Source organism: Halomonas sp. Y3 (assembly GCF_024137965.1).
Lineage (GTDB): Bacteria > Pseudomonadota > Gammaproteobacteria > Pseudomonadales > Halomonadaceae > Halomonas > Halomonas mongoliensis.
The window spans coordinates 149,737-173,196 of the sequence record NZ_CP099975.1; the positions used below are offsets into that span (position 1 = coordinate 149,737).

Annotated in this window: 22 protein-coding genes and 1 other RNA gene; 8 read left to right on the forward strand and 15 right to left on the reverse strand. The window is 69.3% G+C overall.

Annotation, left to right across the window (positions count from 1 at the left end; translation table 11 throughout):
• Positions 1-172: 172 nt before the first annotated feature.
• The gene (gene yihA / locus NHL60_RS00755) at positions 173-778 is read left to right on the forward strand and encodes a ribosome biogenesis GTP-binding protein YihA/YsxC (protein ID WP_253447694.1); all 606 of its coding nucleotides are present in this window, start codon (positions 173-175) and stop codon (positions 776-778) included.
• A 32-nt stretch (positions 779-810) separates the two neighbouring features.
• On the opposite strand, the gene NHL60_RS00760 is transcribed toward yihA, so the two are convergent.
• From NHL60_RS00760 to argH, 7 genes are read right to left on the reverse strand one after another with little or no spacing between them, the layout of a single operon-like run.
• On the reverse strand, positions 811-1,572 hold the full coding sequence (locus NHL60_RS00760) for an HAD family hydrolase (protein WP_253447696.1): 762 nt from the start codon (positions 1,570-1,572) through the stop codon (positions 811-813).
• Positions 1,569-2,501, reverse strand: a complete 933-nt coding sequence (locus tag NHL60_RS00765; protein ID WP_253447698.1) for a tyrosine recombinase XerC — start codon at positions 2,499-2,501, stop codon at positions 1,569-1,571. Before NHL60_RS00765 ends, NHL60_RS00760 begins: the two co-directional genes overlap by 4 nt.
• A gap of 10 nt (positions 2,502-2,511) precedes the next feature.
• Positions 2,512-3,210, reverse strand: coding sequence for a DUF484 family protein (locus tag NHL60_RS00770; RefSeq protein WP_253447700.1), 699 nt, complete (start codon positions 3,208-3,210; stop codon positions 2,512-2,514).
• Positions 3,211-3,241: 31 nt separating this feature from the next.
• A complete protein-coding gene (gene dapF / locus NHL60_RS00775) occupies positions 3,242-4,090 on the reverse strand; it encodes a diaminopimelate epimerase (protein WP_253447702.1) in 849 nt (282 codons plus the stop codon).
• Entirely contained in the window at positions 4,090-5,361 is a 1,272-nt protein-coding gene (gene lysA, locus NHL60_RS00780; protein WP_253447704.1) for a diaminopimelate decarboxylase, read from the reverse strand. The genes dapF and lysA overlap by 1 nt, the downstream gene beginning before the upstream one ends.
• 3 nt (positions 5,362-5,364) lie before the next feature.
• Positions 5,365-5,499, reverse strand: coding sequence for a lipoprotein (locus NHL60_RS00785; RefSeq protein ID WP_253451927.1), 135 nt, complete (start codon positions 5,497-5,499; stop codon positions 5,365-5,367).
• Between the two features lie 29 nt (positions 5,500-5,528).
• Positions 5,529-6,959 carry an argininosuccinate lyase gene (gene argH, locus NHL60_RS00790; RefSeq protein WP_253447706.1) on the reverse strand — a complete coding sequence of 477 codons (1,431 nt, stop codon included), beginning with the start codon at positions 6,957-6,959 and terminating at the stop codon, positions 5,529-5,531.
• 265 nt (positions 6,960-7,224) lie between these two features.
• On the opposite strand from argH, the gene hemC reads away from it, so the two are divergent.
• The 4 genes from hemC to NHL60_RS00810 are packed head-to-tail and all read left to right on the forward strand — an operon-like array spanning position 7,225 to position 11,822.
• Positions 7,225-8,166 carry a hydroxymethylbilane synthase gene (gene hemC / locus NHL60_RS00795; RefSeq protein WP_253447708.1) on the forward strand — a complete coding sequence of 314 codons (942 nt, stop codon included), beginning with the start codon at positions 7,225-7,227 and terminating at the stop codon, positions 8,164-8,166.
• A complete protein-coding gene (locus tag NHL60_RS00800; RefSeq protein ID WP_253447710.1) occupies positions 8,166-8,960 on the forward strand; it encodes a uroporphyrinogen-III synthase in 795 nt (264 codons plus the stop codon). Before hemC ends, NHL60_RS00800 begins: the two co-directional genes overlap by 1 nt.
• 7 nt (positions 8,961-8,967) lie before the next feature.
• On the forward strand, positions 8,968-10,434 hold the full coding sequence (locus tag NHL60_RS00805) for a uroporphyrinogen-III C-methyltransferase (RefSeq protein ID WP_253447712.1): 1,467 nt from the start codon (positions 8,968-8,970) through the stop codon (positions 10,432-10,434).
• On the forward strand, positions 10,431-11,822 hold the full coding sequence (locus tag NHL60_RS00810) for a heme biosynthesis HemY N-terminal domain-containing protein (protein ID WP_253447714.1): 1,392 nt from the start codon (positions 10,431-10,433) through the stop codon (positions 11,820-11,822). The genes NHL60_RS00805 and NHL60_RS00810 overlap by 4 nt, the downstream gene beginning before the upstream one ends.
• 356 nt (positions 11,823-12,178) lie before the next feature.
• Here the strand turns inward: NHL60_RS00810 and ybiO are convergent, their stop codons facing one another.
• From ybiO to smpB, 6 genes are all read right to left on the reverse strand, one after another.
• Complete coding sequence (gene ybiO, locus NHL60_RS00815; RefSeq protein WP_253447717.1) at positions 12,179-14,482, reverse strand: mechanosensitive channel protein; 2,304 nt, start codon at positions 14,480-14,482, stop codon at positions 12,179-12,181.
• A gap of 180 nt (positions 14,483-14,662) precedes the next feature.
• Positions 14,663-15,973, reverse strand: a complete 1,311-nt coding sequence (locus tag NHL60_RS00820) for an aspartate kinase (protein WP_253447719.1) — start codon at positions 15,971-15,973, stop codon at positions 14,663-14,665.
• A 168-nt stretch (positions 15,974-16,141) separates the two neighbouring features.
• On the reverse strand, positions 16,142-17,308 hold the full coding sequence (gene nspC, locus NHL60_RS00825) for a carboxynorspermidine decarboxylase (RefSeq protein ID WP_253447722.1): 1,167 nt from the start codon (positions 17,306-17,308) through the stop codon (positions 16,142-16,144).
• A gap of 3 nt (positions 17,309-17,311) precedes the next feature.
• Complete coding sequence (locus NHL60_RS00830; protein ID WP_253447725.1) at positions 17,312-18,511, reverse strand: saccharopine dehydrogenase family protein; 1,200 nt, start codon at positions 18,509-18,511, stop codon at positions 17,312-17,314.
• A gap of 335 nt (positions 18,512-18,846) precedes the next feature.
• Positions 18,847-19,227: a transfer-messenger RNA gene (ssrA, locus tag NHL60_RS00835) on the reverse strand.
• 41 nt (positions 19,228-19,268) lie between these two features.
• Positions 19,269-19,760 carry an SsrA-binding protein SmpB gene (gene smpB / locus NHL60_RS00840; protein ID WP_253447728.1) on the reverse strand — a complete coding sequence of 164 codons (492 nt, stop codon included), beginning with the start codon at positions 19,758-19,760 and terminating at the stop codon, positions 19,269-19,271.
• 128 nt (positions 19,761-19,888) lie between these two features.
• On the opposite strand from smpB, the gene NHL60_RS00845 reads away from it, so the two are divergent.
• Together NHL60_RS00845 and NHL60_RS00850 are read left to right on the forward strand one after the other, a co-directional pair.
• Positions 19,889-20,323 (forward strand): type II toxin-antitoxin system RatA family toxin, encoded by a 435-nt coding sequence (locus NHL60_RS00845; RefSeq protein WP_253447731.1) that lies wholly within the window; start codon positions 19,889-19,891, stop codon positions 20,321-20,323.
• Positions 20,324-20,326: 3 nt separating this feature from the next.
• Positions 20,327-20,623, forward strand: coding sequence for an RnfH family protein (locus NHL60_RS00850; protein ID WP_253447734.1), 297 nt, complete (start codon positions 20,327-20,329; stop codon positions 20,621-20,623).
• A 61-nt stretch (positions 20,624-20,684) separates the two neighbouring features.
• On the opposite strand, the gene NHL60_RS00855 is transcribed toward NHL60_RS00850, so the two are convergent.
• Positions 20,685-21,152: an outer membrane protein assembly factor BamE gene (locus tag NHL60_RS00855; protein ID WP_253447737.1), complete on the reverse strand. Its 468-nt coding sequence runs from the start codon at positions 21,150-21,152 to the stop codon at positions 20,685-20,687.
• Between the two features lie 72 nt (positions 21,153-21,224).
• Here NHL60_RS00855 and fur point away from each other — a divergent pair, with 72 nt between their 5' ends.
• Positions 21,225-21,671, forward strand: coding sequence for a ferric iron uptake transcriptional regulator (fur, locus tag NHL60_RS00860; RefSeq protein WP_253447740.1), 447 nt, complete (start codon positions 21,225-21,227; stop codon positions 21,669-21,671).
• 110 nt (positions 21,672-21,781) lie between these two features.
• Here fur and recN read toward each other — a convergent pair whose 3' ends face one another.
• Positions 21,782-23,455: a DNA repair protein RecN gene (recN, locus tag NHL60_RS00865; protein ID WP_253447743.1), complete on the reverse strand. Its 1,674-nt coding sequence runs from the start codon at positions 23,453-23,455 to the stop codon at positions 21,782-21,784.
• Positions 23,456-23,460 lie beyond the last annotated feature (5 nt).

Here is a 23,460-nt window from a genome sequence, read left to right on the forward strand (position 1 = left end):
GCCGCTCGACCCCTGCCAGGGTGCCGGTGGTTCGCGGACGTCGAGGGCGCGGTGGTACACTAGCGTGCCCCGGGTCGCAGACAAAAGACACTGCATTATACCGAATCACCCCGGCCGCGGGAATGCAAGCCGCGCCCCGTCCCCCTTCGACCATCGTCAGGATGTCATCGCCATGGCGCGACTCAACTACCAGACCGCCCGTTTTCTCATCAGTGCTCCCACCCTGGCCCAGTGCCCCGCCGACAGCGGCGCCGAGGTCGCCTTCGCCGGGCGCTCCAATGCCGGCAAGTCCAGCGCCATCAATGCCCTGACTCGCCAGAAGGCCCTGGCGCGGACCTCCAAGACGCCGGGGCGCACCCAGCTGATCAACCACTTCTCCCTGGGCGAGAACGCCGAGCTGCGCCTGGTGGACCTGCCCGGCTACGGCTACGCCAAGGTGCCGGAGAAGGTGAAGCTGGAGTGGCAGCGCCATCTTTCCGACTATCTGCAGCGGCGCGCCTCCCTGCGCGGCCTGGTGCTGGTGATGGACGTGCGTCACCCGCTGACCGAGTTCGACCAGACCATGCTGGGCTGGGCCGACGACCAGGAGATGCCGGTGCATATCCTGCTGACCAAGGCCGACAAGCTCAAGCGCGGTGCGGCGGCCAGCGCCCTGCAGCAGGTGCGTAGCCGGCTGCGGGAGTGGGAGGACCTGGTCAGCATCCAGCTCTTCTCGGCCCTCAAGGGCCAGGGCATCGATACCCTGGAGCAGCGCCTGGACGCCTGGCTGCTGGACTAGTCTCTGGCGCCTTTCGCTATCGGAGCAGGTCGTTATCGCTGCCTTTCCAGCCAGCGAATCAGCGCCGGCAGCTCGCGCACATGGTCCAGGCGGTGGATGCCGCCGGGGAGCGGGCGGTCGTCGGGGCCGATCCAGGCTGCCTGCATGCCCAGCCGCCGGGCGGCCAGGGCGTCGTCCTCCCAATGGTCGCCCACGTGCAGCGCCCGTGACGGGGTGGTGCCGAGTCTGGCCAGGGCGGCCAGGAAGGGGCGCGGGTCAGGTTTGGGGGCGAGCAGCTCGCCGGCGGCGATGGCCACCGGGAAGTGGCGCCCCAGGGGCAGGCGGGCGATCTCCACGTTGCCGTTGGTGATGCTCGCCAGCCGGTAGCGCCGCCCCAGCGCCTCGAGCAGCGCCTCCACCTCCTCGAAGGGTACCACCTCGTGGCGCAGCGCCATGAAGCGCTCCATGGCGCGCCTGGCCCAGTGCGCGGCCTGCTCCGGGGGCAGGCCGTAGGCCTCCAGCAGCTCGCCGAGCGCCCGGTGGCGCAGCCAGGTGAAGTCGCCGCGGCGCAGCGGGTGCTTGGCGGCGAGGCGCAGGCGATGGGCGATAAAGGCCTCCAGGGGGAAGCGCTCGGCGAAGCGGCCGGCGGCGTCCGCCGGTGGCGCTCCGCCACCCTGCTCGCCGAGCCGCCCCTCCCGCCATTCGTTCAGCGCCTGATCCAGCCAGGCGTAGTGCCCGGTCTCGGTGCGCTGCATCACCCCGCCGTTGTCCCACAGGGTGTCGTCCAGGTCGAAGGTGATCGCCTCGAGTCTCATGTCGGGGCCTCGTCGTCGCGGCCGCGCGCCCGGCGTGCCCTGGGGTGGGCGGCGTCGTAGCTGGCGGCCAGGTGCTGCCAGTCCAGGCGCGTATAGACCTGGGTGGTGGAGAGGTTGGCGTGGCCGAGCAGCTCCTGGACGGCGCGCAGGTCCTGGCTCGACTCCAGCAGGTGGCTGGCGAAGGAGTGGCGCAGGCGGTGGGGGTGCAGGTGCTCGTCGAGGCCGCGGCGGCGGGCGACCAGTGCCAGACGCTGCTGAATGGCGCGATGGCCGAGGCGGGCGCCCCGGGCGCCGACGAAGAGGGCCGCCTCGCCGGGGGCGGCCAGGGTGCCCCGCACCACGAGCCAGAGGTCCAGCGCCTGAAGGGCGCGGCGACCCAGGGGCACCTGGCGGGGCTTGCCGCCCTTGCCCTTCACCCGCACCCGCTCCGGCTGAAGGTCGCCGAGATCGAGGCCGGCCAGCTCGGCCAGGCGCAGGCCACAGGAGTAGAAGAGCTCCAGCATCGCCTGGTCGCGCACCGCCAGGGGGGAGCCGTCGTGGGGGGTGTCCAGGAACCGGGAGAGACGATCCACGTCCACCGGGCTCGGCAGGTGGCGGGGCTGGCGCGGGGCGCGCACCAGGGCGACCGGGTTGTGGTCGAGCAGGCCGCGCCCCACCAGGTGGTCGGCCAGCCGCGAGAGCGCCGAGCGGCGCCGGGCCAGGCTGCGCGGCGCCAGGCCCCGGGCGCGCTCGCTGCCCAGGAAGCGGCGCACCAGGCCGACATCCAGCGCCGGCCACGCCTCGACCCCCTGGGCCTCGAGGAAGGCCAGCAGGGCGGCCAGGTCGCGGCGGTAGGCGTCCAGGGTGGCGGGGCTCGCCGTGGGGGCGAGCCCCGCCAGGAAGGCGTCGCCCTCGCCGGTAAGGGAAGCCGCGGCGCCTCGTTCAGCCATGGTGCGACACCTAGCGCACCAGCAGCCGGGCCACCACGTCCCCGACGTACTCGGTGAACAGGGTGTCCATGCTGGCCCGGTAGTGGTCGGCGTCGGGGCTGGCCAGCACCAGGTAGCCCAGGGGCTCGCCCAGGGTCAGCCGGGTGATGGCGCAGGAGCCGGAGCGGCGCGGTGCGGTGGCGTGGGGCAGCAGCCGCTTCCAGTCGGTGGGGGTGAGCCGGGCGCAGCGGCTGGTGCGGCCGTCGAGCAGCGCCGCCAGGCGAGAGCCGGCGTGTTCGTCGAGCACCTGGCGGGGCGCCTGGGGCGGCCGGGGCTCGGCGTCGGTGAGGCTGGCGGGGCACCAGAGCGCCACCGCCGGGGTGGCGAAGTGCTCGCTGAACTGGCTGGCCAGGGCCTGGCCCAGGGCGTCGTTGTCCTCGGCCTCCAGCAGCGCCAGCACCAGCGCCCGGGTACGCCGGTACTGGGCTTCGTTGTGGCGGGCCGACTCCAGCAGCTGCTCAAGGCGCCATTCGGCCTGCTCGGCCCGGGTGCGCAGGTCGTGGACCAGGCGCTCCAGCAGCGAGGTGGCGCCGCGTGCCTCGGGATGGGGCACCTTGAGCTGCTGGAGCAGCCCCTCGCGCCCGATGAAGAAGTCCGGGTGGGTGGCCAGCCATTCGGCCACCCGGTCCGGGTCGAGGGTCTTGCGCGGTTCGGGAACGGCTCGTGACATCACAACTCCTCGGGCGGTGGTTCCTGGCGGGTCAGAACAGGACGATGCGTCCGTCGAAGACCCGTTCGGCGGGGCCGGTCATGGCCAGGGGCGTGCCGGGGCCTTCCCACTCGATGGAGAGGTCGCCCCCGGGCAGGTGCACGGTAACCGGGCTCGTCAGCAGCCCCTGGCGGATGCCGCTGGCCACGGCCGCGCAGGCGCCGGTGCCGCAGGCCAGGGTCTCGCCGCTGCCCCGTTCGAATACCCTGAGACGGATCTCATGGGGCGACACCACCTGCATGAAGCCGACGTTGACCCGCTTCGGAAAGCGGGGGTGGGCCTCGATGGCGGGCCCAAGGCGCTCCACCGGGGCGCTCTCGACGCCCTCGACGCGGAGCACCGCATGGGGGTTGCCCATGGAGACGACGCCGATCTCGAGGCGCTCGCCGTTCACTTCCAGGGCGTGCAGCGGGCGATCCTCGGCGGCGTCGCAGGGCTCAGGCGTGAAGGGCAGGGCCTCGGGGGCGAAGCGCGGCTCGCCCATGTCGACGCGGATGCGGCCGTCGTCCTCCACCAGCAGCACCAGGGGGCCACCGGCGGTCTCCACCCGGATCTCGTGCTTGTGGGTGAGGCGCTGATCGCGGACGAAGCGGGCGAAGCAGCGGGCGCCGTTGCCGCAGTTCTCCACTTCGCTGCCGTCGGCGTTGAAGATGCGGTAGCGGAAGTCCAGGTCCGGATCCCGGGGCGGCTCGACGATCAGCAGCTGATCGAAGCCGACGCCGAAGCGCCGGTCGGCCAGGCGACGGATCTGCTCCTCCTGCAGGCGCGCCCGCTGGGTGACCAGGTCGACCACCATGAAGTCGTTGCCGAGGCCATGCATCTTGGTGAAGTGCAGCAGCATCAGTCGGCGTCCTCCGGCAGCAGCGCCTCGCCGGCCCACAGCTCCTCCAGGCGCTCGCGGCGGCGCACCAGATGGGCCTGGTCGCCGTCCACCATCACCTCGGCGGGGCGCGGGCGGCTGTTGTAGTTGGAGGCCATCACGAAGCCGTAGGCCCCGGCGGAGCGCACCGCCAGCAGGTCGCCCGGGGCGATGGCGAGCGTACGCTCCTTGCCCAGGAAGTCGCCGGTCTCGCACACCGGGCCCACCACATCATAGGTGGCGCTCTCCCGGGGGCGGCGGGTATCCACCGGCAGGATCGCCTGCCATGCCTGGTAGAGGGCGGGGCGGATCAGGTCGTTCATGCCGGCATCGATGATGGCGAAGTTCTTGGTCTCGCCGGGCTTGAGGAACTCCACCCGGGTCAGCAGCACCCCGGCATTGGCGGCGATGGAGCGGCCCGGCTCGAAGAGCAGGGTCAGCCGCTCGCTGCCCTCCCAGGCGGCGAGGCGCTCGAGCAGGGCGGAGGCGTAGTCGAAGGGGGCCGGCGGGCGCTCGTCCCGGTAGGGCACGCCGAGCCCGCCGCCCAGGTCCAGGTGCTCCACCTCGATGCCGCGGCTGCGCAGGGTCTCGAGCAGTACCAGCAGGCGGTCCAGGGCGTCCAGGAAGGGGGCGATCTCGGTGAGCTGGGAGCCGATATGGCAGTCAAGGCCGGCCACCTTCACATGGGGCAGGCTCGCGGCCAGCTCGTAGACGGCCAGGGCCTCGTCCACCGGGATGCCGAACTTGTTGTCCTTGAGCCCGGTGGAGATGTAGGGGTGGGTGCCGGCGTCCACGTCCGGATTGACCCGCAGCGATACCGGCGCCACCTTGCCGAGGCGCCCGGCCACCTCATTGAGGCGTTCGAGTTCGGGGCGCGACTCCACGTTGAAGCACTTGATGCCCACCTCCAGGGCCCGGGCCATCTCGGCCTCCTGCTTGGCGACGCCGGAGAAGACCACCCGGGCGGGGTCGCCACCGGCAGCCAGCACCCGCTCCAGCTCGCCGACGGAGACGATATCGAAGCCGGCGCCCATGCGGGCCAGCAGCCCCAGCACGGCCAGGTTGGAGTTGGCCTTCACCGCATAGCAGATCAGGTGGGGGTGGTCGCCCAGGGCTTCGGTATAGGCGCGGAAGTGCCGCGCCAGGGTGGCCCGGGAGTAGACGTAGCAGGGCGTGCCGAACTGCTCGGCGATACGGGTGAGGGGCACCTCCTCCCCGTAGAGCACGCCGTCGCGGTAGTTGAAGTGATCCATGGCTTAACCGTTCTCGTTGTCCTGGGGAGCCGCCTCAGGGGCGTCGTGGCGCTCGGCGGCCCGCTCGTCGTCGGGCAGGGTGAGGGGGCCCTTCTGGCCGCAGCCGGCGAGGCCCAGGGCCAGCGCCAGGGCCAGCATCGGGGCCAGGGAAGCGGAGAGGCGGCGCATCAGGCGCCGGCTCCCGGGGTGCTCGCGAGAGCGGCCAGGGCGTCTCGGGCGCGCTGGGCGGCGGCGCGCACCTGGTCCGGGGCGGTGCCGCCGATATGATTGCGGGCCGCCACCGAGCCCTCCAGGGTCAGCACCTCGAAGACGTCCGCCTCGATGACGTCGGAGAACTGCCGGAGCTCCTCGAGGCTCATCTCGGAGAGATCCTTCTGCTGCTTCAGGCCGTAGGCCACGGAGAGGCCGACGATCTCGTGGGCGTCGCGGAAGGCGACGCCCTTGCGCACCAGGTAGTCGGCCAGGTCGGTGGCGGTGGAGAAGCCGCGACGGGCTGCCTCGGCCATCTGGGGCTTCTTCGGCTCGATGGCGGGCACCATGTCGGCGAACGCCTTGAGGCAGTCCTTGACGGTATCTACGGCGTCGAACAGCGGCTCCTTGTCCTCCTGGTTGTCCTTGTTGTAGGCCAGCGGCTGGGACTTCATCAGGGTCAGCAGGCCCATCAGGTGGCCGTAGACCCGACCCGACTTGCCGCGCACCAGCTCAGGTACGTCCGGGTTCTTCTTCTGCGGCATGATGGAGGAGCCGGTGCAGAAGCGGTCGGGCAGGTCGATGAAGTCGAACTGGGCGCTGGTCCAGAGCACCAGTTCCTCGCTCATCCGCGACAGGTGCATCAGCAGCAGGCTGGCGAAGGCGGTGAACTCGATGGCGAAGTCGCGATCGCTCACCGCGTCCAGGCTGTTCTCGGCGGGGCGCGCAAAGCCCAGCAGCTCGGCGGTGACGTGGCGGTCGATGGGGTAGGTGGTGCCGGCCAGGGCCGCGGCCCCCAGGGGCATCACATTGACTCGCTTGCGGCAGTCCAGCAGGCGCTCGTGATCCCGGGCCAGCATCTCCTGCCAGGCCAGCAGGTGGTGGCCGAAGGTCACCGGCTGGGCGGTCTGCAGGTGGGTAAAGCCGGGCATGATGGTATCGGCCTCGCGGTCGGCCAGCTCGATCAGCCCGTGGCGCAGGCGGCCGAGCTCGGCGGCGACCTGGTCGATCTCGTCGCGCAGGAAGAGGCGGATATCGGTGGCCACCTGGTCGTTGCGGGAGCGGCCGGTGTGCAGCTTCTTGCCGGTGATGCCGATCTTGTCGGTGAGTCGCGCCTCGATGTTCATATGCACGTCCTCCAGGGCCACCGACCACTGGAACTCGCCGCGCTCGATCTCGTCGCGGATCTCGGTGAGCCCCTCGACGATGGCGTCACGCTCCGCGTCGCTCAGCACGCCGACCCGGGCCAGCATGGTGGCGTGGGCCACGGAGCCCTGGATGTCGTGGAAGGCGAGGCGCCGGTCGAAGTTGACCGAGGCGGTGAAGCGGGCGACGAAGGCGTCGGTGGGCTCGCTGAAGCGGCCGCCCCAGGACTGGTTGGTGCCGTTGGTGGTGGAATCTGCGCTCATCGGGCTTGGCATCCTGCGTGACTGATTGCGGTGAAACGGGCCGCGAGGGCGGCCCGGCGCCGCCGTGGCGGCACCTCTGGACATGCCCGGCAGTGTACCAGAGTCCATCGGCCTGGCGAGCGGCGGACCCGCCGGGGCCGGCGCCGATTTCTCCTGCCCCGCCGGGTGCTTTATGATGGCAGCCTATATGCTGTGAAGAACGCCATTAGCACCGGGCGCCGGCACCGCTGGACGCCGGCAGGGGAACCGGGACAGGGAGAACCTCGTGCAAGCCATCAACAAGCTGCGTATCGCCACCCGCAAGAGTCAACTGGCCCTGTGGCAGGCCGAACACGTTCGCGACCGCCTCATGGAGATTCATCCCGGCCTCGAGGTCGAGCTGGTGGCCATGTCCACCCGCGGGGACAAGATCCTCGACACGCCCCTGGCCAAGGTGGGCGGCAAGGGGCTGTTCGTGAAGGAGCTCGAGGAGGCCATGCTCGACGGCCGCGCCGATATCGCCGTGCACTCCATGAAGGACGTGCCCATGCACTTTCCCGAGGGGCTCGGCCTCTCGGTGATCTTCGCCGGCGCCGAGGCCACCGACGCCTTCGTCTCCAACCACTACAAGAGCCTCGACGAGCTGCCCGAAGGGGCGCGCATCGGCACCTCCAGCCTGCGCCGGGGCCTGCAGATGCAGGAGGCGCGCCCGGACTTCGAGATTCTCTCCCTGCGCGGCAACGTCCAGACCCGCCTGGCCAAGCTCGACGCCGGGGAGTTCGATGCGATCATCCTGGCCACCTCCGGCCTGAAGCGCCTGGGCCTCGACGACCGCATCGCCATGGAGCTGCCCCCCGAGGTCTGCCTGCCGGCCTGCGGCCAGGGCGCGCTGGGCATCGAGTGCCGCCTGCACGACCCCGAGCTGATCGGCCTGCTGGCGCCCCTGGACGATCCCGATACCGCCACCCGGGTGCGCGCCGAGCGCGCCATGAACACCCGCCTGGAGGGCGGCTGCCAGGTGCCCATCGGCGGCCATGCCATCTTCGAGAACGACGGCCAGACTCTCTGGCTGCGCGCCCTGGTGGGCACCCCGGACGGTACCCGAGTGCTGCGCGCCGAGGGGCGCGGCTCCATCCATGAGCCGGAGGCGCTGGGCATCCGCGTCGCCGAGGAGCTGCTGGAGATGGGCGCCGGCGAGATTCTCGCCGAGGTCTACGGCGCCGGCTGATGGGGGCCCAGCCGGTCGTGATCACCCGCCCCGGTGAGCGGGGCGACGTGCTGGCGGCGGCCATCGAGGCTCGCGGCCTGCCGGTGGCGCGCCTCGAGTCGATGCGCGTCGAGGCGCTGCCCGAGACCCCGGCGCAGCGCGCCGCCTGGCTCGATTTCGACCAGTTCCGGCGGGTGGTGGTGGTGAGTCCCTTCGCCGCCGAGTGCCTGGAGGCGGCGCTGGACCGCTACTGGCCCCAGCTTCCCGTCGGCATCGACTACTATGCGGTGGGCGCGGCCACCGCCGAGGCGCTGCACCGGCGCCTCGGCGTACGCGTCCATGTGCCGCCGGCGGAGGCCGGCGAGGACACCAGCGAGGCGCTGCTGCGCCTGGGCTCCCTGCGGCGGCTCGACGACGAGAAGGTCCTGCTGGTGGCCGGTGAGGGGGGGCGCACCCTGCTGGCCGAAACGCTTACCGAGCGCGGCGCCCGGGTCACGCGCCTGGCGGTCTATCGCCGCACCCCTCTCCCTCCTTCCCCCGACATGCAGCACCGCCTGGCCCGGGGCGACTTTCGCGCCCTGGTGGTCAGCAGCGGTGAAATCCTCGAACATCTGGCAAGATGGTGCACGGGCGCCGCCTTGAACCAACCGCTAATCGTTTCCAGCACCCGGTTGGCTACACTGGCCGGCAAGCTGGGGTTCCGTGCCCCCGTCGTGGCGTCCGGCGCCACGCCGGCTGCGCTGACGGCGGCGTTGGCCACCGCCTGTGACCCTCAGGAAGCCGATGTCGATCAAGACGATCTCGAAAAGGGCTAGCGACAAGATGAGCAAGCAACCACAAGAGCAGGACGAACAGAAGGCGTCTGACGGCGCGCAATCGGCGACCTCGGGAGGCGACGCCGGCAAGGGCGGCCACCAGGGGCGGCGACGCTCCCGGCGTTACGACAAGGCGAACCCGGGCGCTGCAGCCCAGGGCAAGCCCGAGACGAGCGCCCAGGCCGCCAGCAGGGCGGAGAGCGCCGGTTCAGGCGCGGCTCCTGCCGGCGAGAGCGGCGCCAAGGCGGCCGAGAGCAAGCCCGAGCCTGCCGCCCAGCCGAGCAGCGGCGCTGACAAGGGCGGTGCCGACAAGGGAAGCCCCGCGCCGAAGCCGGCCCCGGCCAGCGACAAGCCGGCCGCCACGCCTCCGGCCGGCGGTGGCGGGGCCTCTCGCCCGACCGGCGGCGGTGACGGTGGCAAGGGCGGCAAGGCGGGTCTCGCCGCCATCGTGCTGGTGATCCTGCTGGCCATCGGCGTGGTGCTCTTCGGCTGGCAGGCGTGGCAGAAGCTCGACGCCCAGCAGGCGCGCATCGCCGAGCTGGAAAGCGCTACCGGCCAGTTCGCCAGCGCCTCCGAGCAGTTTGCCAGCGCCGCCGACCTGGCGGACCTGGCGCAGCGTCTGGAAGAGGGCGAAAGCGAGCGCGACGCCGCCCTGGACAGCGCCCTCGAAGGCCTGCAGGGCGAGTTCGCCAGCTACCGCGGGGAGGTCAACCAGACCCTCGACCGGGTGCTCGACGAGCTCTCCAGCGAGCAGGAGACCGACGAGCGCGACTGGCTCCACGCCGAGGCCGCCTACCTGCTGCGCCTGGCCAACCAGCGCCTGCAGCTGGAGCGCGACGTCATGGGGGCCGCGGCCCTGCTGCGCACCGCCGATGACCGCCTGCGCGAAGCGGACAATCCCGCCCTGGTGCCGGTGCGCCGCGAGATCGCCAGCGAACTGGCCGCCCTGGAGGCCGTGCCGCGGGTCGACCGCACCGGCCTGTGGATGGCCCTGGACGCTCAGCAGCGCCAGATCGCCGGCCAGCCGCTCTCCCAGGAGATCGAGGAGCTGGCGGCGCGCTCCGGCATCGAGGAGGCGCCCACCGGCACCTGGCAGCAGCAGCTCTCCCGCTTCGGCCAGGAGCTCAAGGACCTGGTCACCATTCGCCACCATGATGCCGAACTGGAGGCGCTGATCACCCCCGAGCAGGAGTCCTACCTGCGCCAGAGCGTGCGCCTGGTGATCGAGCAGTCCCAGCTGGCGCTGCTCAAGGAGGAGCAGGAGCTCTTCGAGGCGAGCCTCGACAAGGCCCTGACTCTGATCGAGGGCTACTACGACACCTCCGCCTCCGGCGTGCAGTCGGTCGTCGAGCGCCTGGGGGAGCTCAAGGCTGCTGCGATTCGCCCGGAGCTGCCGGACATCAGCGGCTCCCAGCAGGCCCTGGCCACCTTCATCGAGCGCCGCTTCGAGTCGCGCCGGGGAGATGACGCATGAGAAAGCTGATCCTACTTGTCGTTCTGGGCCTGGCGCTCGGCGCGCTCTTCGGCCAGCTGATGATGGCGGTGCCCGGCTACTGGCTGGTGCGGGTCGGCGACACCTCCTTCCAGACCTCCTTCTGGTTCGGCCTGGTCATCCTGCTGGCCGGTTTCCTGGTGCTGCACTTCGTCCTGCGCCTGCTGGTGCATCTGCTCCATCCGGTCTCCAACTTCAAGACGTGGAACGGCCGCGCCCGCAACCGCAACGCCATGAAGCGTACCGTGCGCGGCCTGGTGGCCCTGGCCGAGGGGCGCTGGAAGAAAGCGGAGAAGTCCCTGGTCAAGGCCGCCGACGACTCCAGCACGCCGCTGGTCAACTACCTCTCCGCGGCCCTGGCGGCCCACTACCAGGGCCGTTTCGACCAGGCCGATACCCTGCTCAAGCGGGCGCATCTGAGCACCGAGGGGGCCGACACCGCGGTAGGCCTGATGCAGGCCCAGCTGCTGCTGGACCGCCAGCAGTACGAGGAGGCTCTCGCCATCCTCACTCGCCTGGACCGCCAGCTGCCCAACCACCCCCAGGTGCTCAAGCAGCTCAAGCAGGCCTACCTCAGCGTCAGCGACTGGGATGGCCTGCGCCGCCTGATGCCGCGCCTGGGTGCCCAGCAGCTGATCTCCCGGGAGGAGCGCGACCAGCTCGAGCAGCGCGCCTACCGCGAGCTGATCGTGCGCGAGGCCCGCGAAGGCACCGATATCGAGAAGGTGCGCGGCCTGTGGGCCGACATGCCCGACCACCTGCGCGGCAATATCGAGCTGATCGTGCTCTACGCCGAGGCGCTGGTGCGCGGCGGCCAGGAGCCCATCGCCGAGCGGCTGCTGCGCCACTCCCTCAAGGAGGGCTGGGACAGCCGCCTGGTGCTGCGCTACGGTCTGCTCGACGTGGACGCCGCCCGTCAGCTGGTCACCGCCGAGAAGTGGCTGCAGGAGCGGCCCAACGATCCGGACCTGCTGCTCACCCTGGGTCGGCTATCGCTGCGCAACGCCTACTGGGGCAAGGCCCAGGAGTACTTCGAGGCGAGCCAGCGCCAGCGCCCCAGCGGCGTGGTCTGTGCCGAGCTGGCCAGGCTCTATGCCAACCTGGGCGAGCACAACAAGAGCCAGCTCTTCTACCGCCAGAGCGTTGAGCTGCTCGACAAGTCGCTGCCCTCCCTGCCCCAGCCCCGTGAGGACAAGGACGTGCTGGCCGAGAAGACGCCCTCTCACGCCAGGAGCAAGGGCAAGGATGACGGCAAGGCCGCCGGTGGTCAGCCGCAGGAAGCGAAAAGCGGTGCCGCCGCGGAGAAGGCCAGCGCCGCCGAGAAGACCGAGAAGACTGAGAAGAAAGCCGACGAGAAGAAGTCGGCCTGAGGCAGGGCGGTTTCGGCCGCCTCGCCATCATTCAGCAAGGGGGCGCCATCCGGCGCCCCCTTGCTGTTGGTGGGCCCTGGCGCCGGCGGTGCCGCAAGAATAAGCAGTGCCCTGGCGCACCCACCAAAAGGCTCTTCGCAGATCAGCGTGAAGTTGGCTGGTGGTGTCTGCTGAGTTTAGCCTTCACCGCCAGGAGGCCTGCGGCCTCCAGTCGCCCGGGGAACTCGGCCTCCCACCATCAACCCGGCCTCCCACCTTGTTATCTGTCGCACAGGCTCACGCCGAAGTGCGATGAACCAAAAAAGCGGGGCTGCCGATGGCAGCCCCGCTTGGGTATTGAGGAGAGAGCCGGCGGCTCAGTCCTCGCCGTCGAAGTCCCCCTTGAACTCGGGGTTGGGCTTCGAGCGCGGGTCCTCGGAGCCTGCTCGGCTGCTCTCGCCGGAGCGGGGCTGGCCGCCGGGGCGCCCGTCGATATCGAAGTCCTGCTGCATGACGCGCAGGTTGGCAGGCGGCGCCGAACCGGTCTTGTCCTGTCCGAAGTAGAGGGTGGTGTGGGGGAAGGGAATCTCGATGCCGCGGGCGTCGAAGTGCAGCTTGACCAGGCGGTTGAAGGCGCGGCCGGTGGCCCACTGGGTGCCCGGGGTGGTCTTGATGCGTACCCGGATGTTCACCGAGCTGTCGGCCAGGGCGACAACGCCGGCCACCTCCAGGGGGGCGAGGATGTTCATCTTGAGATCCTCGTCGGCCGCCAGTTCGTCGAAGGCCTCGCGCAGCGCCAGGATGGCATCATCGATGCTCTCGCGGTAGGCGATACCGTATTCGCCCACGTGGTAGCCGAACTCGCGCATGTAGTTGGAGACGGTGTCCACGCTGGAGAAGGGCACGATATGGTAGGTGCCGTTGAGGTCGCGGATGCCCACCGAGCGGATGCTTAGGTGCTCGGCGACCCCGGTGACACCGCCTACCGTGACCACGTCGCCGGTGTTCATGGCGTTCTCCACCTGGATGAAGACGCCGGTGATGATGTCCTGCACTAGCTTCTGGGCGCCGAAACTGATGGCCAGGCCCAGCATACCGGCACCGGCGATCAGCGGGCCGATATTGATGCCGATCTCCGCCAGCAAGATCATGGTGGTGATGGTGACCAGGGCGATGGCCAGGGCGTTGCGGAACAGGGTCAGCAGGGTCTTGGCCCGGGCATCGGGCTCGCCGGTGCCGGTATCGGGGTTGAGCTTGTGCTCGATCAGGCTGGCCAGCGACAGCCAGAGTCCGATGGCGAAGGCCAGGATCACCGCCACGCTGACCAGTTTGCCGACCAGCGAGCTGCCCGCCTCGGAGGCGTACCAGGCGGCCAGGTCGAAGGCACCCCAGGCGTCCAGCACCAGCATGATCACCAGCACCACGATGACGGTGCGGATCAGCCGCAGGGCGTTGGGTACATAGCTGTTGAGGCGCGGCTCCAGCAGCGGCAGCTTGAGACGCAGGTCATCGGAGAGCCGGATACGCCGGCCGATGGTCTGAGTCAGGAAGCTGGAGGCCAGCAGGCCCACCACCACGGCGGCGATGGTCTTCAGGGTGGCGAAGAGCACGAAGGGCAGGGCGTCCACCGGGCGCGTCAGGGTCACCGTCAACACCATGACGAAGTAGGCCAGGGCGAAGAGGTGCCAGGTGCGCGCAAAGAGCTGCAGCGAGATGCGGCTGGCGGTCATGGTGGTCTGCGCCGCCTTGGCGTTGATGGCATCGCGCAGGCGCCGGCGGTTCTTGAGCACCACGATCACCGCGTAGAGGAAGGCCCCCACCATGATCAGGGTGCCCAGGCCCTGGCCCACGGCCGGCGAGACATAGGCGTTGACCAGGGGCACCACCACCATCAGGCCGTAGCCCACCAGGCCGATCAGCCGGGCGATCCAGCGGTTCCAGTAGGAGGCCTCTTCCGCGGAGATCGGCAGCAGGCGCAGCCCCTCGTAGCGGGAGGCGAACAGCATGCGCACCGCCGCCTTGAGCAGTTCGATCACCAGGAAGGCGTTGAGAAAGAGCGAGGCGCGGGTGGAGAGCTCGCCGGTCTCGCCGATGGCGAAGGTGGCGATCAGGTTGCCGCCCAGGTAGGCGAAGGCGACGATCAGCACATCGACCACCGCGGCCAGCGCCACGCAGATCACCAGGCGCAGCACCGGCGTCAGCCCCTCGCCGCTCTGTGACCACTGGCTGACGCTGGTGAACAGTGGCCGGGCCAGGCGACGGAAGGCCATGAACAGCGCCAGGGTGGCGAGAATCACCAGGCCCAGGTTGATGGCGGCGCTGGTGAAGGCCTCCACGTCGAAGGTGCTCTCCAGGTCGCGGTCGAACATGCCGCCGATGGCGTTGACGATGGCCTTGAGCTGGCTGCCGATATCGCTGGCCACGTGGCTGGTGATCTCGGCCAGCTGGCGGGGGAGGGATGGCTGAGCCTGCCCCGGCGGCGGCTCGGCGGCCGCGGCAGCGGCGGCGCCGCGCAGCTGGTCGATCAGCTGCTGGCGGCTCTGCTCGTTCTCGAGCAGGTCGGCTAGGGCGGCATTGGCCGAGGGCTGGCCGTCCGGTTCGGCGGGTTGGGCCTGCACCGGCCCGGCGAGCGCCAGCAGGGCGATCAGCATCCAGCCGAGCATCAGGGTTAGGGCTCGCATGGGATTCACGCTGTGACCTCCGTCTCGTGCGTGTAGAAGATGATTGTTGAAAAGCACTTGGGATGTTGCCTGCGGCTCATGATACGGACTTTGCCCCATGACAACTAGCCGCCCTTGTGACCGCTTGGCTGCCATGTAGAGGCGTTGTATACCCCCCCTGTGTGGTCCGAGCCCCTGGGCTCAGGGCTCGGGAAGCGTCCAGGGGGCAGGGCATTCGGCGGCGGGGTAGAGGCGCTGGGCGGTGGTGGCGCTGCTCCGTTCGACCAGCGCTCTCCTGCCGGTGTCCAGGGCGGCCAGCAGGGCCTCACTGGGGTGGCGCACCGTCAGCAGGGACAGCTCCTCGCGGTGGGTCACTGCCCCGCACGCCCCGAGCCGCGCCAGCAGGGGGGCGAGCCTTTCCCCCTTGTGGTCCACCACCAGTCGCAGGCGCTGAGCCTCCATCTCGAGCAGGTTGGCATTGAGCCCCTGCTCGGCCAGGGCGGCGATGGCCTCGGCCATCAGGCCCGCCTCGATAAAGCCCGCCTCGCGGGGACTGAGCTCCAGCAGCACCTGGTCGTCGCGCAGGATCAGGGCGGGCCGGCGGTCGCCGTCCCCCGGTGCCGGGCCGATGGTGCTGGGTGGGGCCTCGGGCTCCAGGAAGGAGCGTACCGTCAGCGGAATGCCGGCGCGCTGCAGCGGCGCCAGGGTGCGCGGGTGGATCACCTTGGCGCCGTGCCAGGTCTGCTCCAGGGCCTCGGCGTAGCTGATCTGCCGGATCTGGCGGGCGTTGGGGAAGCGCCGCGGGTCGGCGTTGAAGAGTCCCGGCACGTCCTTCCAGACGGTCAGCGCCTCGGCGCCCAGGGCCTCGGCGAGGATGGCCGCGCTGAAGTCCGAGCCTTCACGCCCCAGGGTGGTCATGGCGCCCCCTGGGGTGGCGCCGATAAAGCCCTGGGTCAGCAGCAGCTCGTCGCACTCGGCGGCAAGGGAGGCGATACGCTCGCGGGTGGCCGCCCAGTCGATCTCGGCGGCCTGGTGGCGGTCGTCGGTGATGATCAGCGAGCGGGCGTCGCACCAGCGGGTCGCCACGCCTTTCTCGTTGAGCCAGGCGGACAGCAGGGTGGTGGAGAGCAGCTCGCCCATGCCCACGGTCTGGTCGTAGTGGAAGGGGTAGGGGGCCTCGCGGTGGGCGGCATGGGCGGCATCCAGTTCGGCCAGCCGCTGCTCCAGGGCGTCCGCCACGGGGGAGTCCGGGCCGAAGAGGTCCTCGGCTACGGCCAGGTGGTCGTGGCGAATCGACTCGAGCCACCGGTGATAGTCCGCCGCGTCATCGCGACGGGCCGCCGCGAGCAGCGCCTCCAGGGCGTTGGTGGTCTTGCCCATGGCCGAGACCACCAGGGCCCGGGGGCGCTCGCGCTCATCTGCCAGCAGCGCCGACAGGCGGCGAATGGCCTCGGCGTCCTGGATCGAGGCGCCGCCGAACTTGTAGACCCTGCATCTTGCGACCTGCGTCATCACGCACTCCCTCCACGATGGCTTTCCTCCACCTTAGAGGCCGGGGCCGCCGCGGGAAAGGGCGGCTTTCGCGCCTTGCGCTCCGGGCAGCAAGGCGTGCGAGTGCCAGAACGAACTGAAGCCCCGCGAGGGGGCTTCAGGGTCGTGCCAGGCCGTGCGGCAGTCGGCTCAGCTGAGCCGCTGCATATAGTCCACGTAGCCGAAGGCCCTGACCGTGCGCACCTCGCGGCTCGCCTCGTCGATGCGGCAGATCGACGGCAGGCGGATGCCGTTGAAGGTGGTGGTCTTGACCATGGTGTAGTGGGCCATGTCGGTGAACACCAGGCGGTCGCCGATCTCGAGCGGCGCATCGAAGGAGTAGTCGCCGATCACGTCGCCGGCCAGGCAGGTCATGCCCCCCAGGCGGTAGGTGTGGGCCTTCTCGTTCGGTTCGCCGCCGCCGATGATGTGCGGGCGGTAGGGCATCTCCAGCACGTCGGGCATATGCGCAGTCGCCGACGTATCCAGGATGGCGATGGGGCCCTGGTTCTCGACGATATCCAGCACCGTGCAGACCAGGTAGCCGGTGTTGAGCGCGATCGCCTCGCCCGGCTCCAGATAGACGGTCAGGTGCGGATGGCGCTCCCGGAAACCGCGAATCACCCTCACCAGGCGCTCGACGTCGTAGTCGGCGCGGGTGATATGGTGGCCGCCGCCGAAGTTGACCCACTTGAGGCCGGCGAGGTAGTGGCCGAAGCGCTCCTCGAAGGCCGCCAGGGTCGACTCCAGGTCGTCGCTGTTCTGCTCGCACAGGGTGTGGAAGTGCAGCCCCTCGAGCCCCTCCATCACCTCCGGGGTGAGGTCGGCCGCCCTTGTGCCGAGCCGGGAGCCCGGCGCGCAGGGGTCGTAGAGCGGCACCGAACCGGTGGAGTGCTCAGGATTGACCCGCATGCCGCAGGAGACTCGGCGGGGCGCGCCCGCGATGGTCTCGCGGAAGCGCCGCCATTGGCCCGGAGAGTTGAAGCTGAGGTGGTCGGCGTAGCGCAGCACCACCGCCATCTCCTCCTCGGTGAAGGCCGGCGAGTAGCAGTGCACCTCGCCGCCGAAGGTCTCCGCCCCCAGGCGCGCCTCGTCCTGGCCGCTGGATGTGGTGCCCACCAGGTACTGGCGCACCAGCGGGAAGGTGTCCCACATGGCGAAGCCCTTCAGGGCCAGCAGGATGCGCGCGCCGCTGCGCTCCTGAACCTGGCCGAGCAGCTCCAGGTTCTTGCGCAGCAGGGCGTCGTCCACCACATAGGCCGGTGAGGGGCAGGCCTGGACATTAAAGTCCAGGCCCTGCTCGCGTGCGTTCGCCATGGCTCAGGCCAGGGGATCGTGGTCGGGGTCGAGCTCGACCACCTGCCAGGGCAGGCCCATCTCGCCGATGCGCGCCATGAAGGGGTCGGGGTCGAGCTGCTCGACGTTGAAGACGCCCGCGCCCTTCCAGATCCCTTCCAGCATCAGCATGGCGCCGGTCACCGCCGGCACGCCGGTGGTGTAGGAGATCGCCTGGGACTTGACCTCCTCGTAGCACTTCTCGTGGTCGCAGATGTTGTAGATGTACACCTTGCGACGCTTACCGTCCTTGATGCCGTCGGCGATGATGCCGATGTTGGTCTTGCCCTTGGTGCGCGGGCCCAGCGAGGCCGGATCGGGCAGCACCGCCTTGAGGAACTCCAGCGGGGCGATCTCGGTGCCGTTCACCGTGATCGGCTCGATGCTGGTCATGCCGACGTTCTCGAGCACCTTGAGGTGGGTGATGTACTTGTCGGAGAAGGTCATCCAGAAGCGGATGCGCTCCAGGCCCTTGATGTTCTGGCACAGGGACTCGAGCTCCTCGTGGTAGAGGAGGTAGATGTCCTTCTCGCCGATGCCGTCGAAGTCGAACTTGCGCTTCACCGCCAGCGGGTCGGTCTCTTTCCACTCGCCCTGCTCCCAGTAGCGACCCTTCGCGGTGATCTCGCGGATGTTGATCTCCGGGTTGAAGTTGGTGGCGAAGGGGTAGCCGTGGTCGCCGCCGTTGGCGTCCAGGATGTCGATGCGGTGGATCTCGTCGAAGAGGTTCTTCTGGGCGTAGGCGCAGTAGATGTTGGTCATGCCCGGATCGAAGCCGCAGCCCAGGGTGGCCATGTTGCCCGCCTCGGCGTAGCGATCCTGGAAGGCCCACTGCTCCTTGTACTCGAACTTCGCCTCGTCGGGATGCTCGTAGTTGGCGGTGTCGAGGTAGGGCACGCCGGTCTTCAGGCAGGCCTCCATGATGGTCAGGTCCTGATAGGGCAGGGCCACGTGGATCAGCACGTCGGGCTTGAAGGACTCGATCAGCGCGACCAGGTCATCGACGCTGTCGGCGTCTACCTGGGCGGTCTGGATCGGGCGATCCAGCTGAGCGGCGATCGCCTTGCACTTCGCTTCGTTGCGGCTGGCCAGCAGGATCTCGCTGAAGACCTCGGGATGCTGGGCGCACTTGTGGGTCACGACGCCGCCGACGCCGCCGGCGCCGATAATCAGGACTTTGCTCATGGGGTTTCGAATCCAGATCGGGAAATGTCAACAGTGGTAGGGTCTTATCGGTAGTGAAGCGCCTCGGCGCCCCCGACCCGATGCCACCCCGGTCTTGGCCTCGCCCGGCTCCCCGCAGGGGGGTAGACGAGTGGGCGCTGATAATGGCGCCCCCTGAGGCTGGTATCAAGTGGTTTTCGCGTCAAGGGCGCGACCAAAGTCGCAACAGGGGCTGCGGCGACCCGCCTGCGCTCGCGGTGGGGCGCCGCCGGAGGCCCCGGGGTGGTGGCATAAGGGAGTCGGCTAGAGGCAGAAACGAAAAAAGCACCCGTAGGTGCTTGATTCGTCGACTTGTTTGGTGGAGGCGGCGGGAATTGAACCCGCGTCCGCCAGCACTCGCCCATTGGCTCTACATGCTTAGATTCCGTTATTTGATTTAACGCCTCTGGCTCCAACGGTCAGGATCCAGCGACGCGATTCCTCTTAGATTTAGCAACCGGCATGAGGACGCTACCGATTGCGATCCCATCAGTCTTGGCTCATATCCCCTCGGCGATGAATGGGCACATCGCGTTGGGGCCGGGCAAGAAGCTAACAGCGTTTAAGCTGCCAGCGCGCCCTGAGCGTAGTTGTCGTCGTTTGCGACTATTCATTTGTGATGTTGGATTTACGAGATACATCACGCTCTCGGCATGCACCGCAGGGGTTGTCACCGGCGTCGAAACCATGTCGCCCCCTTGATCGCGCATCCTATCAGGATGTGCAGCCTTATGACAGCCTACCCCCGGTTTTGTTCCCGCATCACGCGTCCCTTCTGGCGCTGCCAGTCGCGGTCCTTCTCGGTGGCTCGCTTGTCGTGCAGCTTCTTGCCCGTCACCAGGGCCAGCTCGCACTTCACGCGATTGCCTTTCCAGTAGAGCTTGAGGGGCACGCAGGTATGCCCCTTGTCCTGGGTGCGCGAGAAGATCCTGGCGATCTCCTTCCTGTGCAGCAGCAGCTTGCGGGTGCGCGTCGGGTCGGCCACCTCGTGGGTGCTGGCGGTGTTGAGCGGCATGATATGGCTGCCCAGCAGCCAGGCCTCGCCGTCCTTGACCAGGATGTAGGTGTCGGTGAGCTGGGCCTTGCCGGCGCGCAGGCTCTTCACCTCCCAGCCGGCCAGCACCAGGCCTGCCTCGAACACCTCATCGATGTGATATTCGAAGCGCGCCTTCTTGTTCAAGGCGATGACGTTGCTGCCGGGGCCCTTGCCCTTGCCTTTCTTGTTGGCCATGAAACCTCGTGTCTGTCCGTGCCCGTGGCGGCTTTCCCTTCGATATGGGGGGAAGCGTGATACCATTCAAGGCCTGAAATAACGGCTCATGATACGCCCTGGGCACTGTGAAGTCAGCGGAGAGCTCAATGCCAACGGTCAACCGAACCGCCATGGTGCGACACACCCCCCAGCAGATGTTCGATCTGGTCAACGACTTCGAGCGCTATCCGGAGTTCCTGCCCGGCTGTCGGCGTGCACGCCTGATCGAGCGGGATGACTCCCACCTGATCGGCGAGATGACCCTGGGTCGGGCCGGCATCGAGCAGAGCATTGCCACCCGCAACGACCTGATCGAGCCAGAGCGCATCGAGATGTCGCTGGTCAGCGGCCCCTTCAAGCGCCTGCGCGGGCGCTGGATGTTCATCCCCATGGGGGAGAACGCCTGCAAGGTGTGCCTGGAGATGGAGTTCGAGTTTGCCAGCCGGCTGCTCGGCATGGCCTTCGGCAAGCTGTTCCAGCAGGTGGCGGGCCAGTTGGTGGAGGCCTTCACCCGCCGCGCCGATGACCTCTACGGGCGCTGAGCCATGGCCGAGATCCCGATCGAGATCGCCTTTGCCCTGCCCGAGCGGCAGGCCGTGGTGGCGCTGAATGTGCCTCTGGGCACCACGGCCAGCGAGGCGGTCGCCCTGGCCGACCTCCCCGCACGCTTTCCCGACTTGCCGGCCGAGACCCTTGCCGGGGCCGATCTGGGCATCTTCGGAAAGCGGCTGCGCGAGCCTCAGGTGCACCGCTTGCGTGCCGGCGACCGGGTAGAGCTCTATCGTCCGCTGCTCATCGACCCCAAGCAGGCACGCCTGGCTCGAGCGGCCTCAAAAGGGTGACGCCCCGCCGCGGCTGAGCCATGGCGGGGCGTCGTTTCAGGAGGCGCTCAAGGCCGCTGGGTCAGAAGTCCCGAGCCGGCTCGCCGCCCATGGGCACGGTGGCGCCGCCCTCCGGCTGGGGCTCCTGGGTGGGAGCGGCGTCAAGCGGGTCGGCGCCCTCCACCTGGGGGCCGGCGCCTTCGATGGAGCGCAGCTCGATGTCACGCTCCAGGTCGCCCTCGCGCTGGATGTCCGCCAGCCGGTTGCCATCGAAGGTCAGGGTGACCCGGCGGCGCTCCACGCCGCCGTAGGCCTCGTCGAGGCGGAACACATAGTCCCACTGGTTCGAGTCGAAGGGAGCCTCCAGCAGCGGACGGCCCATCACATAGACCACGTCGTCGCGGGTCATGCCGGGGCGCAGCTGTTCCACCATGTCGGCGGTCACCAGGTTGCCCTGGGGGATGTCGCGCTTGTAGACCCCGAAGTAGCTGCAGCCGCTGACCATCAGCAGAGCGGCCGAAAGGGTGACGATTCTTGTCAACTTTTGCATTTGCGCCTGTTCTTCACTATCGTGGTTTCGGTCGATAATACCCGACCCTACCTGATACTGCGAAGAGCGACCATGGCCGACCAGAACCATGAACTACGCAAGGCCGGTCTGAAGGTGACCCTGCCCCGCGTAAAGATCCTGCAGATTCTCGAGAACGCTCAGGGTGAACATCACATGAGCGCCGAAGATGTCTACAAGACCCTGCTGGACGCGGGTGAAGACGTAGGCCTGGCCACCGTGTACCGCGTGCTGACCCAGTTCGAGTCCGCGGGACTCGTGGTGCGCCACAACTTCGACGGCGGCCACGCCGTCTTCGAGATCTCCCAGGAGGACCACCACGACCATATGGTGTGCCTTGAGAGCGGTGAGATCATCGAGTTCTTCGATGAGACCATCGAGCGGCGCCAGCAGGAGATCGCCGAGGAGCACGGCTTCGAGCTGGTGGACCACGCCCTGGTGCTCTACGTGCGCCCGCGTGGCTCCAGCGTGACCCGCCAGGACGGCGCTCCCAGGAAGTAGCATCACCCGCCCCTTGCCCGGTTCGCCCGAAACGAAGCGGCCCCGATCCATGATCGGGGCCGCTTCTTTGTGTGCAGGGCGAGAAAGCTTGTGTGCAGTGCGAGAAAGCCTCAGTGGTGGGGGCGCTGGCTGGCGTCGAGCATCTCCCGGGCGTGGGCAAGGGTCTGATCCGACAGGTTGACGCCGCCCAGCATGCGCGCCAGTTCGCCCACCCGGCCGGCCTCATCGAGCAGCGCCATGCGGGTCAGGGTGGTGTTTCGCTTGGCGCGCTTCTCGATATGCAGGTGCTGATGGGCCTGGGCGGCCACCTGGGGCAGGTGGGTCACGGTCATCACCTGGCCCTGTTCGCCCAGCCGGCGCAGCAGCTGGCCGACGATCTCGGCGGTGGCGCCGGAGACGCCTACGTCCACCTCGTCGAAGACCAGGCTCGGGATGGTGGAGTGGCGCGCGGCGACCACCTGGATGGCCAGGCTGATGCGGGAGAGCTCGCCGCCCGAGGCGACCCGGGCCAGGGGACGGGCCGGCTGGCCGGGGTTGGCACTGATCAGGAAGCGGACGCCCTCCAGGCCTTCGGCGGCCGGTGTCTCCCGCGTCACCAGCTCGGCCTCGAAGCGCGCCTTGCCCATGGCCAGGAAGGCGAGCTGCTCCTGCACCGCCTGACCGAAGCGAGCGGCCGCCTGGCGGCGTGCCTCGCCGACCTGGCGGGCCTGCTCCCGCCACCGCTCGCGCAGGGCGTCCACCTCGGCTTCCAGGGCCTCCAGGCTCTCCTCGCCGCCCTCCAGCCCCGCCAGCTCGTCATGCAGCTGGCGATGGCGCTCGGTGAGCTCTTCCGGCATCACATGGTGCTTGCGGGCCAGGCGGTGCACCTCCCCCAGGCGCTCTTCCACCCGGGCCAGGCGCTCCGGGTCGAGCTCGGTGGCAGCGGCGAAGTGGTGCAGCTCCCGGGCCGCCTCCTCCACCTGGATGCGCGCCTCGCTCAGCATGCCGAGCGTCTCGGCCAGGCGGCCGCGATCGCTGCCCGGCAGCACCGAGAGGCGGTTGATGGCCTGGGTCAGCAGCGTCATGGCGCCGCCCTCGTCGCTGTCGCAGCACTCGGCGGCGAACTGCGCCTCGCGCAGGCGCTCCTCGGCGTGGGCCAGCGCCTCCTGCTCCTCCTCCAGCGCCTTGAGCTCCCCTTCGGCCAGGGCCAGCTGGTCAAGCTCCTCGACCTGGTAACGCACCAGCTGGCGGCGGGCGGCGAGCTCGTCGCCGTCCTCGGCCAGCCGCTTGAGGCGGCGGCGCGCGGCCTGCCAGGCGCGGAAGGTCTCGGCCATCTCGCCTACCGCCTCCCGGTGACCCGCGAAGTCGTCGAGCAGGCGCAGGTGAGTCTCCTCGCGGAGCAGCGCCTGGTGCGCGTGCTGGCCGTGGATCTCGATCAGCCGTTCGCCCAGCGCCTTGAGGTCGCCCACGGTGGCGGGCTGGCCGTTGATCCAGGCCTTGGAGCGGCCGTTGGCGGCGACCACGCGTCGCAGCAGGCAGTCGTCGTCGGGGAGCTCCCTGGCGGCCAGCCAGGCGCGGGCCTCGGGGAGCTGGCGGATATCGAAGCGGGCGGAGAGGTCGGCGCGCTCACGGCCGTGGCGGACGCTGGTGGCGTCGGCGCGCTCGCCCAGGCAGAGGCCCAGGGCCCCGAGAAGGATCGACTTGCCGGCGCCGGTCTCGCCGGTGATGGCGGTCATGCCGCCACCGAGCTCCAGCTCCAGGTGGTCGACGATGGCGAAGTCGCGAATGGCAAGCTCTGTCAGCATGGTGC